Origin of the sequence: Candidatus Planktophila limnetica (assembly GCF_002288365.1) — a bacterium.
Lineage (GTDB): Bacteria > Actinomycetota > Actinomycetes > Nanopelagicales > Nanopelagicaceae > Planktophila > Planktophila limnetica.
The window spans coordinates 538,351-554,015 of record NZ_CP016782.1 but is presented as its reverse complement, the minus strand read 5'-3'; the positions used below and the strand labels follow the sequence as shown (position 1 = coordinate 554,015).

Sequence of the window (15,665 nt, the reverse complement as noted above, 5' to 3'; positions counted from 1 at the left end):
AATGACATTTTCAGTAACGATGCCAGCACTTGGCGAGAGCGTGACAGAAGGAACAGTCACACGCTGGCTAAAAGCCGAAGGCGATCACGTTGCTGTTGACGAACCGTTGCTAGAAGTTTCAACCGACAAAGTCGATACTGAAATTCCATCTCCCGTTGCAGGAACACTTCAAAAAATTGTAGTTGGCGTTGACCAAACAGTTGCAGTTGGCGCAGAACTCGCAGTTATTGCAGATGGCGCAGCAGCGCCTGTGGCAGCGCCAGTTGTTGCTGAACCAGTTGTTGCGGCTCCACCTGTTGTAGTTGCACCACCTGCCGCGCCAGTTGTTGCGGCTCCACCTGTTGTTACGGCTCCACCAGTTGTTACGGCTCCACCTGTTGTAGTTACACCACCTACAGCCCCAGTTGCCACAGATCCTGATGCATATGTCACTCCAATTGTTAGAAAGTTAGCAACAGAGCTTGGAGTTAACCTGTCTGCAATTCAAGGTAGCGGTGTTGGCGGACGAATCCGAAAAGAAGATGTCCAGGCAGCTGCTAAACCATCTGTAATTCAGAGCACACCTGCTGCACAATCTTCACCACAATCTTTAGCGCCAGTTGCAGCATCACCGTTGCGCGGAACCACCGTAACGATGTCGCGTCTTCGTAAAGTAATCGCAGCTCGAATGGTTGAGTCTTTACAAGTAAGTGCACAACTAACAACTGTTATTGAAGTTGATGTAACCAAGATTGCGCGTTTGCGTGATCGCGCGAAGGCTTCTTTTGAAGCTCGCGAAGGTGTCAAGCTGACATTCCTTCCATTCTTTGCAGTTGCTGTCTGCGAAGCATTGAAAGTGCACCCAGTACTCAATTCATCCGTCGAAGGCGATCAAATTACTTATCACGGCGCAGAACACCTCGGAATCGCCGTCGACACAGAACGCGGTTTATTAGTTCCAGTTATTCATAGCGCTGGAGATTTAAACATGGGCGGCATCGCTCGCAAGATTTCTGATCTAGCTGCGCGCACTCGCGATAATAAAGTTTCACCCGATGAACTCGGTGGCGGAACATTTACGCTAACAAATACCGGAAGCCGTGGAGCGCTATTTGATACGCCAATCATTAACCAACCACAAGTTGCCATTCTCGGTCTTGGCGCAATTGTGAAACGACCAATGGTTGTTCGCGGTGAAGATGGTGGCGAAACAATTGCTATTCGCTCAATGGTTTATTTGGGACTTTCATACGATCACCGCGTTGTAGATGGTGCAGATGCTGCTAGATTCTTGGTAACACTTAAAGAGCGTCTGGAACACGGTGCATTTGAATCGGACCTCGGTCTCTAATGCCAACAATGCAACGCGTTGCAATCACCGGAGCATCCGGAATGATTGGTACCGCACTTGTTGGTCATCTCAAATCTGAGGGTTACACAGTTCAAAAATTAGTTCGTAGACCAAGTCGTTCAGCCGAAGAAATTACGTGGGATCCGCGCTCTGGTGTAGTAGACCTAGAAGCACTCGCAGGTGTTGACGCCATTATTCACTTAGCTGGCGCAGGTGTTGGAGATAAACGTTGGACAAAAAAATACAAGGGTGAAATTCTAAATTCAAGACTTTTGGGAACGACTGCGATTGCCAATGCGGTAAACGCTGTTAAGCCATCAGTGTTTATCAGTTCAAGTGCAATTGGCTGGTATGGCGAAACAGGAAATCGCGCTGTTATCGAAACAGATCGTGCCGGTGAAGACTTTCTTGCTGCGGTATGCCGTGAATGGGAAGGCGCTGCAGATTTGGTTCAGGAAGTAAGAACCGTGAAGCTTCGTACAGGGCTAGTACTTGATCCAACTGGCGGTGCACTCGGTCGAATGCTTCCGCTCTTTCGCTTTGGCTTAGGTGGAAAACTTGGAAATGGAAAACAATGGTGGTCGTGGATTACTTTGCATGATCAAATTCGAGCCATTGTTTTTGCCCTTGAAAATAAAATAGAAGGACCAATTAATTTAACATCACCAAACCCTGTAACAAATCAAGAATTTACAGCCGGACTTGCTCGCGCACTACACAGACCAGCTTTATTTCCCGCACCCGCCTTTGCGTTAAAAATAGCGCTAGGTGGTTTTTCCTCCGAGATTTTAGGTTCTAAAAAAGTTATGCCACAGGCGCTACTTGATGCCGGATTTGTTTTCGATTATCCGCATATTGCTCCCGCGCTTGCAGCTCTAGTCGACTAGGACAGAAAGGGCGGCTAGCCGTCCAGATAACAACGCACCATTTTGTGAAGGTGCGCTCCTGTAATCCCCCGCAATATAAATCGAATCTTCTACGTGAAAACTAGATGCCATCTGGTTTTGTAATCCAGCCAATGGCAATGCACTTGGAATTTCATACTTTGCAACCAATTTCCATTTTCTCGTATCGGTTCCATACAAAATCGATAAGTGTCTACGAACCTCTGATTCTGTTGCTGGCAAAATACTTGTACTAGAAATCAGTGACTTACCCACCGGTGCATAACTCGGAAGCATGTTTGAAATAACAATCGTATTTACTAGCGGTCCTCGATTTTGACTATCAATAATCAAAGATTTGCTCTGCGTTGGACTTTCATTGGTGCTGTGATACCAGGTCGTGCAGCCGACTAATTGTGGAACAACCGTTAGATCCAGCAATTGAGCCGCTGTTGTGGCATCTGTTGCAACGATGATTGCATCTGCTTCGTACTTTCCTTTGGAGGTTTTAACAACGTTATTCTTGATCGAGTTGACTTGAACGCCATACTCAATTGATTGAACTCGCGCAGCAAGTGCTTCTGAAAAAACTTTAATACCTTGAGCTGGTAATCCAGAATTTCCAGTGACAAAGTGCCCGATTGCAGTGCGTCCATACTCTGCATTAACTAATAACGGATCTGCCAGAAATACTCCGGTAAGAAATGGTCTCAGAACTCGTTCATACACTTTGCCTATGCCGTTGACTTTAAGCTCCTCGCCTACGCTTGCCACGCGAGTTCGCTTGATTAAGTACTTAACTAAGCGGATTTTTTCAAGTAATGAACCAGTCTCTGGGCTAAATATCGAGAAAAATGCAACTCGTGGATCGCCAATTCGAATACGTCTGTCATCGCGCGCCACTTCAATAACTGATGAAGCGGAAACAAAATCGATTTCCTTTGCGATCCCTAGCCTTTTGATTTCCGGATAATTTATGTTCAGAAGTTGAAACCCGCGGTCGCAGATGAATCCATCAATTAGATCACTCGTGACACGCCCTCCAGGACGATCACTACTTTCAAGAACGGTTACCGGTATGCCCTCATTTTGTAATGTAATCGCTGCACTGAGTCCAGCCAATCCAGCGCCAATAACAATAACCTTCTTAGGCACGCACACTCATTTCGCGCGCCTGATCAATAATGTGTGCGACTTCTAGTATTTCTCTGGCCGAAATTGGCATTGGCGTCTTATTTGTAATTGCATCGTGAACCAATGAGTAGAAAACACAATAGTTGCCGTTATCTGCTTCGAATTTTTCGACTTTTTCTCCGCGATGAATAAAAGCCGCAGAGGCTGTTGGTTGATTCCATTTGCCATCTTGTGGCAATACTCCTGAACGCAATAAATCCTCTTGTGGATCTAACTCTTGGATAACCAACGCACCTTCACTGCCAATCACACGCATTCTCGGTCCTGGCGCCCCTACAACTGCGCTGGCCGAAAGAATTGATTCAACCCCACTTTCATGTGCAAGAACAAGTAATGCATCATCGTCTGCGCCACCGCGAACGCTTCGAACTCGTGCGCTTTTTAACTGCGCAGGTCCAAAGCAATCAATAGCAGTTGAAATCAAATGTGGTTGCAAATCCAACAAAATTCCGCCACCTTCAGCTGCTGAGATATTTTCTCGCCAGGATTGCGGGTTAAGCGTCGGACGAAAACGTTCAAATCGTGAATCCATTCGCAGAACTTTTCCAATATGGCCATCTCTAATCACTCGTTTTAGTGTGAGAGTGTCACTGTCCCATTTACGATTGAAATAAGTGGTGATGGCAACATTGGCAGAATTCGCTGCTTCCAGAATTTCTTTGGTTTCATTTAGATCGCGGCCCATAGGTTTATCAACTACGACCGGGATTCCAGCCTTAATGGAGGCAAATGCTTGCGATGCGTGAACTTGATTGCCAGATGCGATAACAATTAAATCAACACCATGATCGCATAGCTCTTGGATGGAATTTACTATTTTTGATTGCGGGTAATCTTCTTTTGCATGGCGCTTTCTCACATCATTATTTGTAAGAATCGTTGCCACTTCAAAGTTAGTTGCCGACAGCATCGGAGCATGAAAACTTCGGCCGGCTAGTCCGTAACCTGCTATACCGACTCGAAGTTTCATTGGTTCTACTTCTTTAACTTTGAAGGCCACCAGATTTTTGGACCAATTTCGTGGACCAGCGCGGGCACAAGAATTGATCGGACGATGATCGTGTCAAGGAGAACTCCGAATGCAACTGCAAAACCAAGTTGAGCCAGCGGAACTAGTGGAATTAATCCAAGGACAGCAAAGGTCGCTGCAAGAACTATTCCGGCCGAAGTAATAACAGCGCCTGTAACGGTGAGGCCCTTAATTACTCCTTCTCGCGTGCCGAATTTAATCGATTCTTCACGCACTCGAGTCATCAAGAAAATGTTGTAATCAATGCCGAGAGCCACTAAGAAGATGAATGCAAATAATGGAAACGAAGTATCCCCGCCAGCAAAACCAAAGATGTGGTTAAAGACCAGTGCGCATACTCCCAGGGTGGCAAAGTATGACAGGACAACTGTTCCGAGTAACAACACTGCACTGAGAATGCTTCGAAGTAGCGCTCCCAAAATCATTGTGATAACAAGCAAAATAATTGGGATGATTGTTTTGTTATCTCGATCATTTGCGGTTCTGACATCAAAATACACCGCACTTGTTCCACCAACTAATGATGTTGAATCAGCTTCATGTGCCAAGCGACGAATCTCAGGAATATCATTTGCCGCTTCAACACTGTCAGGTGCTTTATCAAGGGTTACATTTAAGATCGCCTTATTATTTACATACTTAATAGGTGGAACTGGTCCCCCAGGCATTTGAAAACCATCACGAAGAGGTTCAATGGAAGTCACACCAGGTGCGTTTTTAATTGCTGATGCAACGGCGTCCATCTTGTCCGCGCTGACAACTATTTGCGTTGGATCGCCTTCTCCACCAGGAAAGTGAGTGAGCAACAATTTTTGTCCGACAACGGATTCTGGGTTGGTTGTAAATGTATCAACGGTTCCAATTCCATCTGCCTTAAGCGTTGGAGACATGAATGCGAATCCAAGGAGCACAACTCCGGTAATGATCCACGCTCTGCGAGGGCGACGGCCGATTGAGCTACCAATTTTTGACCATGTACCAGAAAGAACGTGGTCATCACCATCGAATTCTGGACGACGTGGCCAGAAAATCCATCTTCCAAAGAGTAATAGAAGTGCTGGTAACAACGTCAAAATCGTAATCATGGAACATACGATTCCAATTGCGCCAACTGGTCCTAATCCTGCTGTATTTGTTAATTGACTAAATAAAAGTACGAGTAAAGAAATTGCAACGGTAGAACCAGATGCCAAAATTGGTTCCCATACGCCTTTATATGTTGCACGCATTGCATCGAATCTATTTTCATGCAGGTGCAGCTCTTCGCGATATCTAGCGATGAGCAGCAGTGCGTAATCCGTTGCGGCGCCAATAACTAATACCGAGAGAATTCCCTGCGATTGTCCATCGACATCGATAATGTCATTTTTGGCCAAGAGATAAACGATTCCACCTGCAGTAGACAGAGCAAAGAGTGCTGAAAGCAATGGAATGATCCATAAAATCGGAGAGCGGTAAACAACAATTAAAATAACAGCGACAACAGCTAGTGTCGTTAAAAGCAGGGTTGAGTCAATAGATCCAAAAGCTTTAAATAGGTCTCCAAGTAATCCGCCAGGACCTGTGACATATGACGTGAGATTATTTGCTTTGGCTATCGGAGTTAAATCTTCACGCAGCGCTTCAACAACAGCAGGCAATACGGGTTCATCATTTGAAAGAACTTTCGACAAAGCGTTTCCATCTAGTGGCACAGTGGCCAGAATTGCTTTCCCATCTTGAGATGCAAATGCAGTGATTCTCTGACCTGGTGCAAGGTAATCTGAAATTTTGGCACTAGTACCTGCAAGTGTTAATTCACCCACAGCTTCTAAATGCGAGTTAATAGCCGCCAGGCTGGCAGGTGAGGCATTTCCTTCAAATAGAACAAGGGCTGGAAAATTAAAAGAGTCCTTGCCTGAAAAAGTTTGAATCAGTTCAGATGCTTGGGTTGCCTCTGCTCCCTTTGGCAAAAAAGACGAGTTGTTATTTTCTTGGACCGATGTGAGTTTTCCAAAGAGTGGCCCAAATACACCGGTGAGTAAAAACCAGACCAAAACAACAAGCATTGCAAGGGCAAATGGTTTACGAGATTTCTGAGAAGTAGTTCTTGACACGAGAATGAAGCCTTTCGATCTGGCGGGAGCGCGTGATTCGCGACTGGGCAAGCCTACCTTTAGGCTTAACCTGTGGCCGCCACAGAAACAATCCAAAGCAGCATTTTGGTGCATGATTTAAAGCACCTTGCATACGGCGATGCCCTGCTTATTCAAGAACAGACTCACGAACTAGTTAGTTCAGGGCAGATTTCACACACACTGTTTTTTGTTGAGCACCCACCTGTTTTTACAGCAGGAAAGCGCACTCTCGATTTTGAACGACCACAAGATGGCACTGCTGTAATCGATGTGAACCGCGGTGGAAAAATTACGTGGCATGGTCCTGGACAAATTGTTGGCTATCCAATTGTGCGCCTTGCCAAACCAACTGAATTAGTTGGTTTTGTGCGAGAAATCGAAAGCGCACTCATCGACACGTGTAATGAATTTGGATTACACGTACAACGAATAAAAGGTCGCTCTGGTGTCTGGATGAAAGATGAGATTAATCCTCGCAAAATTGCAGCAATCGGAATTCGTGTAGCAAAAGGCACCACGATGCATGGCTTCGCTCTAAATGTTAATCCTGATCTTTCAGCCTTTTCACAAATCATTCCCTGCGGCATTGCAGATGCCGAAGTAACTTCAATGGCTAAAGAATTAAAGCGTGAAATTAGCGCTTCGGAAGTGATGCCAGTTCTAGAACGCAATCTCCTTTCAACATTGGCTAAGGTGTGCGCATGACAATTGCACCTGAAGGTCGCAAGATGATTCGCATTGAGGCACGTAACGCCCTTGTGCCAATTGAGCGCAAACCTGAGTGGATTAAAACTCGCGCAAATATGGGTCCTGAATACACCCGTCTTCGCTCACTGGTTAAATCTGAAGGTTTGCACACCGTGTGCCAAGAAGCAGCGTGTCCAAACATTTTTGAATGCTGGGAAGATAAAGAAGCTACATTTTTAATCGGCGGAGAAAAGTGCACCCGTAGATGCGATTTTTGCAATATTGATACTGGCAAACCCGATCCGATTGATCGCGAAGAACCACGCAAGGTGGCTGAATCTGTAAAAACAATGGGATTGAAGTACGCAACAATCACAGGTGTTACGCGCGATGACTTAGAAGATGAAGGCGCATGGTTATATGCCGAAACAATTCGCAAGGTGCACGAATTAAATCCTGGTTGCGGCGTTGAGATGCTGGCTCCAGATTTTCATGCCAAAGCAGAACTTCTTAATCAAATTTTTGAAACAAAGCCAGAAGTTTTCGCACATAATTTAGAAACAGTCCCACGTATTTTCAAGAGCATTAGACCCGCATTTACTTATGAAAAATCATTAACAGTTATCACAATGGCGAGAGATTTCGGCTTAATTACAAAATCCAATCTAATTTTAGGTTTAGGAGAAACTCGAGAAGAGATCACACAGGCACTTCTGGATTTACGAAGCGCTGGATGTGATCTCATAACCATTACTCAATATTTGAGACCAACTAATCGCCATCATCCAGTGGAGCGCTGGGTTAAGCCAGAAGAATTTGTTGAACTTGCGGCAGAAGCTAAAGAAATAGGATTTCTAGGCGTGATGAGCGGTCCACTAGTTCGCTCTAGTTATCGCGCTGGTCGTTTATATAAAGAAGCAATGGCAGCCAAAGCAGGCGTATCTCGTGGCTGATTTTGTCTATCCCCCTGTGGTGGTAGTAATCAAATCCTTTTGGAAATACTTAGATCTTCGATTCTCTTTTTCTGGTGAGGGAAATATTCCACAAGAAGGCGGCGCAATTCTTGCCATTAATCACATCGGATACTTAGATTTCGCACTTGTTGGAACTGCCGTGCTGCCGAAGAAACGTTACGTACGTTTTATGGCAAAGAAAGAGATTTTCAATAACAAGTTAGCCGGGCCGTTGATGCGCGGAATGCATCACATAAGTGTTGATCGTGGCAATGGTTCTGCCTCCTTTGTTGCAGCCCTTCGAGCCCTTCGCAAAGGTGAAATCGTTGGCATATTTCCCGAAGGAACAATTTCAACAAGCTTTGAGATTAAGCAACTGAAATCTGGCGCAGTAAGACTTGCAATGTCTGCTGGTGTTCCAGTTATTCCAACAATCGTGTGGGGCAGTCAAAGAGTGTGGACAAAGGGCGTTAAAAAGAATTTGTTAAGAAAAAGCGTTCCGATCACGGTGGCATTTAATCCACCACTTCATTTTGCTAAAGATTCTGATGTTGAACTAGGAGAAGCCAAACTACGCGAAGTGCTTCTTGCCAGCCTCAATAAAGTTCAGGAAGAGTATCCCGATAGCCATCAGGGCCAACGCTGGGCGCCCGTGCGTCTTGGTGGTAGCGCCCCTGCCCCACTAAACTTATGAGCATGTTTAAACGAAATAAGAAAAATAAAGAAGCTTCGGTTAAGACTCCGCGCTTTCAAACCTTTAGAGATGCCTACTCTGTGACTAAAGGTGCAAAGCCTTGGATTGGTCTGGCTCTCATCGCTGTATTCCTTGCTGTGTGGGCGATTGGTATCGGTATTGGTATCGCAGTTGGTCATCCAATTTATGTGGCTTTTGTATCACTGCCAGTTGCTTTGCTAGCGGCGATGTTTTTCTTCACACGACAAGCATCCACAGCTGCGTACTCATCCATTGAAGGTCAATTGGGTGCTGGTGCTTCTGTGTTGATGGCAATTCGCAAAGGGTGGACAACAACTCCGGCTGTTGCAGTAGCTCGAAATCAAGACATGGTCCATAGAAGTGTTGGTCGCGCAGGCATCGTTCTAGTTGGCGAAGGTTCCCAAGGCGTTAAGCAAATGTTGGCAGATGAACGCAGAAAATCTGAGCGCTTTGCTCCTGGTGTGCCAATTACAGAAGTTATGGTCGGAGATTTACAAGGTCAAGTATCTATTCGTAAATTACAAAAGCACTTGTCAAAACTTCCTAAAAAACTATCAGCGCATCAAATGCGAGAAGTTCGTGCTCGTTTGAAAGCTGTTGGCGGAATGTCTATGCCAATTCCAAAGGGGCCACTACCAAAAGGTGTTCGAATTCGTTAATGAGTTAAGACGATTTTAGTTTTACTAAATCGTTCGTGAATTCCACGACCATTTTCATCATAGGTAATTGCTGTAATCACGATAACCATGAGAATCGATCGAATGAGCGCCTGGCGAATAGTTGGTCGCCCACCATCTTCGAAATTAACAATTCGCATCCGAAATACTCTGTGACCTGCCGATGCTCCTTGAAGAGTGATCAAAAGAAAATACTCGGTAAAAAACAAGATGAGAGCAGGTGTGCCAGCGTGTGCTGTGCGTTCCAGAAAGGTTCCTGGCCCACTGAAGAAAACGATGGCAATGAGGTAGCTGGCTAACCAATCCAGAGTTATAGCCCCAAATCTTCTTCCCAAGCTGACGTCTCTATGCATGCCATAAGCGTAGCCTGAGCCCAAAGACCTGCAATTCTTAACATAGACGTAACACGTGGGTTATGTGTTTTTCACTGATAACTCGTAGCCTTTGCACAAGCGCCCTCGATGAAGCGGTGCGCAAAGCTGTGATCTACACCAACTGGGAGAAAAATGTTTAAGAACTCTGCAGAAATTTTTGCGTTTATTAAAAAGGAAGACGTCAAGTTAATCGACGTCCGCTTTATTGACCTTCCTGGTATTCAACATCACTTTAACGTGCCTGTTGAATCATTCGATGAAGCTGTCTTTACAGATGGACTTATGTTTGATGGTTCCTCGATTCGCGGTTTCCAAGCGATTCACGAATCGGATATGAAGTTGCTGCCAATTCCTGGTTCAGCCTTTATTGATCCATTCCGCAAAGAAAAAACTCTTGTGATTCTATTTAGCGTTCACAATCCAGATGATAACTCTCCTTATAGCCGCGATCCTCGTGGTGTAGTTGGCAAAGCTGTTGAATACTTAAAATCAACAGGAATTGCAGATACTGCATTCTTCGCACCAGAAGCAGAGTTCTATGTATTCGACGCAGTTCGATTCAAGACTGATATGCACGAGTCATACCACCACATCGATTCATACGAAGGCGCTTGGAACACTGGCGCTGAATACGATGCTGATGGAACTCCTAACCGCGGTTATCGCACACGGATCAAAGGTGGTTACTTCCCAGTTTCACCAACTGATCAGTTTGCAGACCTACGCGATGAAATGGTTATGAATCTTGGCAAAGTTGGTTTATTAGTTGAACGCGCTCACCACGAAGTTGGTACAGCCGGTCAAATGGAAATCAACTATCGTTTCAGCGACATTCTTAACGCCGGCGATGATGTAATGAAGTTTAAATACATCATTAAAAACACTGCGTGGGAAAATGGCAAGACTGCAACATTTATGCCAAAGCCACTCTATGGAGATAACGGCTCAGGCATGCACGTTCACCAATCTCTGTGGAAAGATGGAAAACCACTGTTCTTCGGAGATGGTTACGCCGATCTTTCAGATATGGCACGCTGGTATGTCGGTGGTTTACTCAAGCACGCACCATCGCTACTTGCATTTACAAACCCAACTGTAAATTCATATCACCGCTTAGTTCCAGGATATGAAGCACCTGTGAATCTTGTGTACTCCGCTCGTAACCGTTCTGCATGTATTCGTATTCCAATTACTGGTTCGAATCCAAAAGCGAAGCGCATCGAGTTCCGTTGCCCGGATCCATCATCAAATCCATACCTAGCATTTGCAGCGATGTTGATGGCTGGCCTTGATGGAATCCAAAACAAAATCGAACCACCAAAGCCCGTTGATAAAGATCTCTATGAACTAGAGGGAGCAGAAGCTGCTGCAATTCCACAAGTTCCAGGTTCACTAGAAGCAGTACTTAACAATCTTGAAGAAGATCATGAGTTCTTGCTTAAAGGTGGAGTCTTTACGAAAGATCTCATTGATACATGGATTGCATTTAAGCGCACACAAGAAGTTGATTATGTTCGCTTGCGTCCACACCCAGCAGAGTTCGAGCTTTACTTCGATCTCTAAGATTGAATTAATCAAAAACCCCGCCGCTTATGTGGCGGGGTTTTTGCTATTCTTGCCAACATGAATCGCCTTGGTCTCTTTCTGACTCGATTCATCAAGACTGAGAGTTCAAGCGGTATCGCTCTAGTCACTGCTTGCGTGATTGCTCTTGCTTTTGCGAACTCTCCACTGCGTGATTCATATGAATCATTTTTTTCACCTTTCCATGACTTCATCAACGAAGGTCTCATGGCTATTTTCTTCTTTCTAGTTGGCTTGGAAATCAAAAGAGAGTTTGTTGAAGGTGAGTTTAAGAATCCAAAAAATGCCGCTCTTCCTGTGATTGCAGCCATTGGCGGAATGGCTTTGCCGGCAATAATTTTTGCGGCCTTGAATTCTTCAGGCAGCGCGTCATCGGCGTGGGCTGTAGCTATGCCAACAGATATTGCTTTGGCTCTAGGAGCACTTGCGCTCCTAGGATCGCGAATAGATTCATCCCTTAAGATTTTCTTACTAACTCTGGCAATCGCAGATGATCTATTTTCTATCGTTATTCTTGGAATCTTTTACTCTTCCGGAATTAGCGCAATCAAGATTGCATCAACGATCGGCGCCGTTTTATTGGCCCTTGCTCTGCCTAGCGGTAAAAAAATCACAACTACTAGATTAATAAATTGGATTCATCCTTACAGTGCTTTCATAATCATTCCACTCTTTGCCCTTGCAAATATTGGCGTCTACATAGATTTTTCTTCACTGAAAGAAATCATCTTATCGCCTATTGCATCAGGTTTAATATTTGGACGCGTTATTGGAAAAATTGTTGGAATCACCCTCTTTGCCTGGTTAGCAATTCAGTTAAAATTCGCCATTAAACCTGCATCTTTGAGCTTTAAAGAGATCGCTGGGGCGGGAGCACTTGCCGGTATGGGACTTACGGTTTCGCTCTTTATTGCAGATCTTGCATTGACTTCAACTCAAGATTTAGCGCAAGTAAAAGTTGGGTTAATTGTTGCTGCACTTATCTCAGCAATTCTTGGTTTATCTATCCTTAGGAAATATTCAAACAAAAGTGATTAGCTCTCTTGCTGAGCAATACTTTTTTTCCCAAAAACATAGCGACCAAATGATCCAATAATCATTGCAAATATAACGCCAACGTTGGCATAAGCCCACGCACCATCTTTGCCACCTATTGCACCTAAGAAATAACCTTGCCAGCTGAGCCAAGATGCGAAGGTATTTGTGACAAAACCCCAGCCAATAATTGTTCCAATTGCAACGATGGCAATGGAATTCCAGTTTACAGATCCGTATTTTCCAGTGGGTGTAAATAAGTCGGCTTCGCTATAGCTCTTCTTGCGCATCAGAACATCTGTCACAAATACTGCGCTCCACGCAGCAACTGGTACTCCTAATGTGATCAAAAATCCTTGGAATGGAAAGAAAAAGTTATCTGCAATCCAGACAATGTAAATGGCGCCGATTAACATGATAAGCCCATCGATTAAGGCAGCAACGTGGCGCTTAACTGGAACTCCGAGGCTAACAAGTGTTAGTCCTGAAGAATAGAGATCCAGAATTGCGCCACCAACTAAACCTAATATCGCAACCAAAGAGAAAATAATTAAGTACCAGGTTGGTAGCAGTGTTGTAAGCGCTCCAATCGGATCCATGGCGATTGCAGCTGATAACTCTGTATCACTTGCAGATAAGGCCGCCCCATAAATCACAAGAGTGATTGGCACAATGGATGCGCCTAGGACCGTCCAGCCAACTACGGATTTACTCTTTACAGATCGTGGCAAATAACGAGAATAATCAGCGGCTGCATTTACCCAACCCAAACCAATTCCGGTAACACCAAAAATTAGCGCGCCAATAAATCCTTGAATCGATCCATTGGGAACATCTAAAACAGCGCTCCACTTAACAGAATCGAGCGTGAGGGCGATGTAACCAAGAGTTAAAACAATGGTGACCAAAGTCAGATACTTTTGAATTTTCATAATTGCTTTAAACCCAAGAACGCCACCTACCAGCGTGAGAGAAACTGCCACGATAAAACCGCAGACCATCGCAATATTGCGATCAACGTTGCCAACTCGTTCGAAAACCGTTCCGGTAGCCAATGTTGCCAGTGATACTAAGACTGTTTCCCATCCAACAAAAACTAAATAAGAAAGAAATCCGGGCAAAACATTTCCCTTAACTCCAAAGGCTGCGCGAGAGAGAACCATGGTCGTTGCATTTGATTTCTTGCCAGCCAGAGAGCTAAAACCAACAACCAGAAAAGAAAGAACCGTGCCAAGAACTGCCGCAAGGGTTGCTTGCCAAAAAGATATTCCAAAACCTAAAAAGAAGGATCCATAAGACAGTGCTAGCAAAGAAACATTTGCGCCACACCAAGGCCAAAAAAGATCGCGAGCTCTTCCGTGGCGCTCATTTTCTGCAATCAGGTTTGTAGAGTTGACTTCATACCTTGGCATTTTGGCAAAAACCTTTCTTAGTCCAAGAAAAAGTCGAGTAAGAAATCCTTCGTTCCTGGAGTGACTGAGTATTTTTCAAGGTCTGTGATTCCCTCACTTGCAAGGAGCGTGTCATCTACAAAGAAGTTGCCTGTGCACTCTTTGGCATCACGACTAAAGATGATGTGTGCGGCATCAGCGAGAATTTGTGGTGTTCTGCCCGCTTTCGCATCAATACCCGGAATCATTTGCAGTGCTGCGGTATCGATGACAGTTCGTGGCCATAAGGCATTAACGCCAATGCCATCTCGCTTGAATTCTTCTGCCATGCCAAGAACGCACATGCTCATTCCATACTTTGCCATTGTGTAGGCAACGTGATTTTTAAACCATACGGCTTTCATTGATAGTGGAGGGGAAAGATTCAAAATGTGCGGATTGCGGCCAGCCTCTGCTGACTGTCGTAAATGTGGCAAGGCTGCTTGTGAAACCAGAAACGTTCCACGGACATTGACATCAAACATAAGATCAAAACGCTTTGCGGGAGTCTGATCCGTGCGAGTTAAATTAATCGCACTTGCGTTATTGACCAAAATATCGATTCCACCGAATTGTTCTGCTGTTTTGTTAATTGCTGCTTCGATTTGAGCCTCATCGCGAATGTCGCATTGAATTGGAAGCGCTGTGCCACCTGCTACTTCGATTTCCTTTGCTGCTGAAAAAATAGTTCCGGGTAGTTTTGGATTGGCTTCAGCTGTCTTTGCAGCAATGGCGATGAGCGCGCCATCTTGGGCGGCGCGCAAAGCAATTGCCAAACCTATTCCACGTGAACCACCAGTAACAAAGATGCGCTTTCCTGCGAGTGACATTATTTACCCTTCTTGGCCATAAATTTCATGAAAGCATCCATTGCTTCCTCTGATTGAAGTGCGAGAGAAAATAGCTCAAACTCTGCGCGCATGACCGCGGCTACCGCATCATGTGATCCACTCTTGAGCAGTGCTTTGGTATTAATCATTGCTTGTGGTGGTTGCTGCGCAATGTGTTTAGCAATTGTGGTTACTGCGGTAATTGGATCATTTTCAATCTGCGCCACAAGTCCCATCTCTTTTGCGGCTGCGGCATCAAAAGAGTCTCCGGTCATAAAAATTTGCGCAGCTCTTTGGTAGCCAACTAGACGTGGGAATAAATAACTTGAACCTGCTTCAGGAACTAATCCCAGGGAAGTAAATGGCATAGAAAACTTGGCCGTAGGAGATGCAACCACTACATCGCAATGAAGCAACATGGTTGTTCCTACTCCGACCGCATTTCCTTTCACTGCTGCAAGTAAAGGTTTAGGAAAATCTAATAGCGCTGCCAAAAACTTAGCGACATCTGAATCACTGTCGGTGGGAGGATTGGCCATAAAATCGCCAATGTCGTTTCCCGCAGTGAAATGATCGCCTTCACTTGTCAGAATTACAGCCCGAATTCCAAAATCTCCAGCAGCCTCATTGAGCGCAGTTGCCAAACCGGCATACATATCGCGAGTCAGCGCATTCATCTTTGCGGGGCGGTTAAAGCTGATTGTGAGGATTTGCTCAGCGCTTGTGGTCAAGATTTCGCTCATCCGAGCATCTTAGAGGTAACACAGATGCCTTGCGAAGGTAGACAATGGAAACACGACCGTGCCGAAAGTCACCTGGAGAGGG

At 45.0% G+C, this 15,665-nt stretch carries 15 protein-coding genes; 8 read left to right on the top strand and 7 right to left on the bottom strand.

Annotation, left to right across the window (positions count from 1 at the left end; all coding sequences use genetic code 11):
* Position 1 precedes the first annotated feature (1 nt).
* Positions 2-1,330, top strand: a complete 1,329-nt coding sequence (gene sucB / locus PHILAsVB114_RS02980; RefSeq protein WP_095697917.1) for a 2-oxoglutarate dehydrogenase, E2 component, dihydrolipoamide succinyltransferase — start codon at positions 2-4, stop codon at positions 1,328-1,330.
* The gene (locus PHILAsVB114_RS02975; protein WP_095697916.1) at positions 1,330-2,217 is read left to right on the top strand and encodes a TIGR01777 family oxidoreductase; all 888 of its coding nucleotides are present in this window, start codon (positions 1,330-1,332) and stop codon (positions 2,215-2,217) included. Before sucB ends, PHILAsVB114_RS02975 begins: the two co-directional genes overlap by 1 nt.
* Here PHILAsVB114_RS02975 and PHILAsVB114_RS02970 read toward each other — a convergent pair.
* Genes PHILAsVB114_RS02970 through PHILAsVB114_RS02960 form a run of 3 tightly spaced genes read right to left on the bottom strand, consistent with a single transcriptional unit; the run spans position 2,206 to position 6,486 of the window.
* Entirely contained in the window at positions 2,206-3,369 is a 1,164-nt protein-coding gene (locus tag PHILAsVB114_RS02970; protein ID WP_095697915.1) for a protoporphyrinogen/coproporphyrinogen oxidase, read from the bottom strand. The two genes, PHILAsVB114_RS02975 and PHILAsVB114_RS02970, sit on opposite strands and share 12 nt — an antisense overlap.
* A complete protein-coding gene (locus PHILAsVB114_RS02965) occupies positions 3,362-4,378 on the bottom strand; it encodes a Gfo/Idh/MocA family protein (RefSeq protein ID WP_095697914.1) in 1,017 nt (338 codons plus the stop codon). Before PHILAsVB114_RS02965 ends, PHILAsVB114_RS02970 begins: the two co-directional genes overlap by 8 nt.
* Before the next feature lie 5 nt (positions 4,379-4,383).
* Entirely contained in the window at positions 4,384-6,486 is a 2,103-nt protein-coding gene (locus PHILAsVB114_RS02960) for an MMPL family transporter (RefSeq protein WP_095698658.1), read from the bottom strand.
* A gap of 120 nt (positions 6,487-6,606) precedes the next feature.
* On the opposite strand from PHILAsVB114_RS02960, the gene lipB reads away from it, so the two are divergent.
* From lipB to PHILAsVB114_RS02940, 4 genes are read left to right on the top strand one after another with little or no spacing between them, the layout of a single operon-like run.
* Positions 6,607-7,260, top strand: a complete 654-nt coding sequence (gene lipB / locus PHILAsVB114_RS02955; protein WP_095697913.1) for a lipoyl(octanoyl) transferase LipB — start codon at positions 6,607-6,609, stop codon at positions 7,258-7,260.
* Positions 7,257-8,195, top strand: a complete 939-nt coding sequence (gene lipA, locus PHILAsVB114_RS02950; protein WP_095697912.1) for a lipoyl synthase — start codon at positions 7,257-7,259, stop codon at positions 8,193-8,195. The genes lipB and lipA overlap by 4 nt, the downstream gene beginning before the upstream one ends.
* Positions 8,188-8,889, top strand: coding sequence for a lysophospholipid acyltransferase family protein (locus PHILAsVB114_RS02945; protein ID WP_095697911.1), 702 nt, complete (start codon positions 8,188-8,190; stop codon positions 8,887-8,889). Before lipA ends, PHILAsVB114_RS02945 begins: the two co-directional genes overlap by 8 nt.
* Positions 8,890-8,891: 2 nt before the next feature.
* On the top strand, positions 8,892-9,569 hold the full coding sequence (locus tag PHILAsVB114_RS02940) for a DUF4191 domain-containing protein (protein ID WP_095697910.1): 678 nt from the start codon (positions 8,892-8,894) through the stop codon (positions 9,567-9,569).
* Here PHILAsVB114_RS02940 and PHILAsVB114_RS02935 read toward each other — a convergent pair.
* A complete protein-coding gene (locus PHILAsVB114_RS02935; protein ID WP_095697909.1) occupies positions 9,566-9,940 on the bottom strand; it encodes an RDD family protein in 375 nt (124 codons plus the stop codon). The two genes, PHILAsVB114_RS02940 and PHILAsVB114_RS02935, sit on opposite strands and share 4 nt — an antisense overlap.
* A gap of 153 nt (positions 9,941-10,093) precedes the next feature.
* Between PHILAsVB114_RS02935 and glnA the strand changes: the two genes are divergently transcribed.
* The gene (gene glnA, locus PHILAsVB114_RS02930) at positions 10,094-11,524 is read left to right on the top strand and encodes a type I glutamate--ammonia ligase (RefSeq protein WP_095697908.1); all 1,431 of its coding nucleotides are present in this window, start codon (positions 10,094-10,096) and stop codon (positions 11,522-11,524) included.
* A gap of 60 nt (positions 11,525-11,584) precedes the next feature.
* Complete coding sequence (locus PHILAsVB114_RS02925; RefSeq protein ID WP_095697907.1) at positions 11,585-12,583, top strand: Na+/H+ antiporter NhaA; 999 nt, start codon at positions 11,585-11,587, stop codon at positions 12,581-12,583.
* Here the strand turns inward: PHILAsVB114_RS02925 and PHILAsVB114_RS02920 are convergent.
* The 3 genes from PHILAsVB114_RS02920 to PHILAsVB114_RS02910 are packed head-to-tail and all read right to left on the bottom strand — an operon-like array spanning position 12,580 to position 15,583.
* Positions 12,580-13,992: a purine-cytosine permease family protein gene (locus PHILAsVB114_RS02920; protein WP_095697906.1), complete on the bottom strand. Its 1,413-nt coding sequence runs from the start codon at positions 13,990-13,992 to the stop codon at positions 12,580-12,582. The genes PHILAsVB114_RS02925 and PHILAsVB114_RS02920 overlap by 4 nt on opposite strands.
* A 17-nt stretch (positions 13,993-14,009) precedes the next feature.
* Positions 14,010-14,840, bottom strand: a complete 831-nt coding sequence (locus tag PHILAsVB114_RS02915; protein WP_095697905.1) for an SDR family oxidoreductase — start codon at positions 14,838-14,840, stop codon at positions 14,010-14,012.
* Entirely contained in the window at positions 14,840-15,583 is a 744-nt protein-coding gene (locus PHILAsVB114_RS02910; protein ID WP_095697904.1) for an enoyl-CoA hydratase-related protein, read from the bottom strand. The genes PHILAsVB114_RS02915 and PHILAsVB114_RS02910 overlap by 1 nt, the downstream gene beginning before the upstream one ends.
* Between the last annotated feature and the right edge of the window lie 82 nt (positions 15,584-15,665).

Bases quoted from the DNA above. Each gene is read 5' to 3' on its own strand.
- PHILAsVB114_RS02915 (WP_095697905.1), bottom strand. From the start codon at position 14,840: ATGTCACTCGCAGGAAAGCGCATCTTTGTTACTGGTGGTTCACGTGGA.
- PHILAsVB114_RS02925 (WP_095697907.1), top strand. From the start codon at position 11,585: ATGAATCGCCTTGGTCTCTTTCTGACTCGATTCATCAAGACTGAGAGT.
- PHILAsVB114_RS02960 (WP_095698658.1), bottom strand. From the start codon at position 6,486: ATGCTTGTTGTTTTGGTCTGGTTTTTACTCACCGGTGTATTTGGGCCA.
- glnA (WP_095697908.1), top strand. From the start codon at position 10,094: ATGTTTAAGAACTCTGCAGAAATTTTTGCGTTTATTAAAAAGGAAGAC.
- PHILAsVB114_RS02975 (WP_095697916.1), top strand. From the start codon at position 1,330: ATGCCAACAATGCAACGCGTTGCAATCACCGGAGCATCCGGAATGATT.
- PHILAsVB114_RS02935 (WP_095697909.1), bottom strand. From the start codon at position 9,940: ATGCATAGAGACGTCAGCTTGGGAAGAAGATTTGGGGCTATAACTCTG.
- PHILAsVB114_RS02940 (WP_095697910.1), top strand. From the start codon at position 8,892: ATGTTTAAACGAAATAAGAAAAATAAAGAAGCTTCGGTTAAGACTCCG.
- PHILAsVB114_RS02910 (WP_095697904.1), bottom strand. From the start codon at position 15,583: ATGAGCGAAATCTTGACCACAAGCGCTGAGCAAATCCTCACAATCAGC.
- sucB (WP_095697917.1), top strand. From the start codon at position 2: ATGACATTTTCAGTAACGATGCCAGCACTTGGCGAGAGCGTGACAGAA.
- lipA (WP_095697912.1), top strand. From the start codon at position 7,257: ATGACAATTGCACCTGAAGGTCGCAAGATGATTCGCATTGAGGCACGT.
- PHILAsVB114_RS02920 (WP_095697906.1), bottom strand. From the start codon at position 13,992: ATGCCAAGGTATGAAGTCAACTCTACAAACCTGATTGCAGAAAATGAG.
- PHILAsVB114_RS02965 (WP_095697914.1), bottom strand. From the start codon at position 4,378: ATGAAACTTCGAGTCGGTATAGCAGGTTACGGACTAGCCGGCCGAAGT.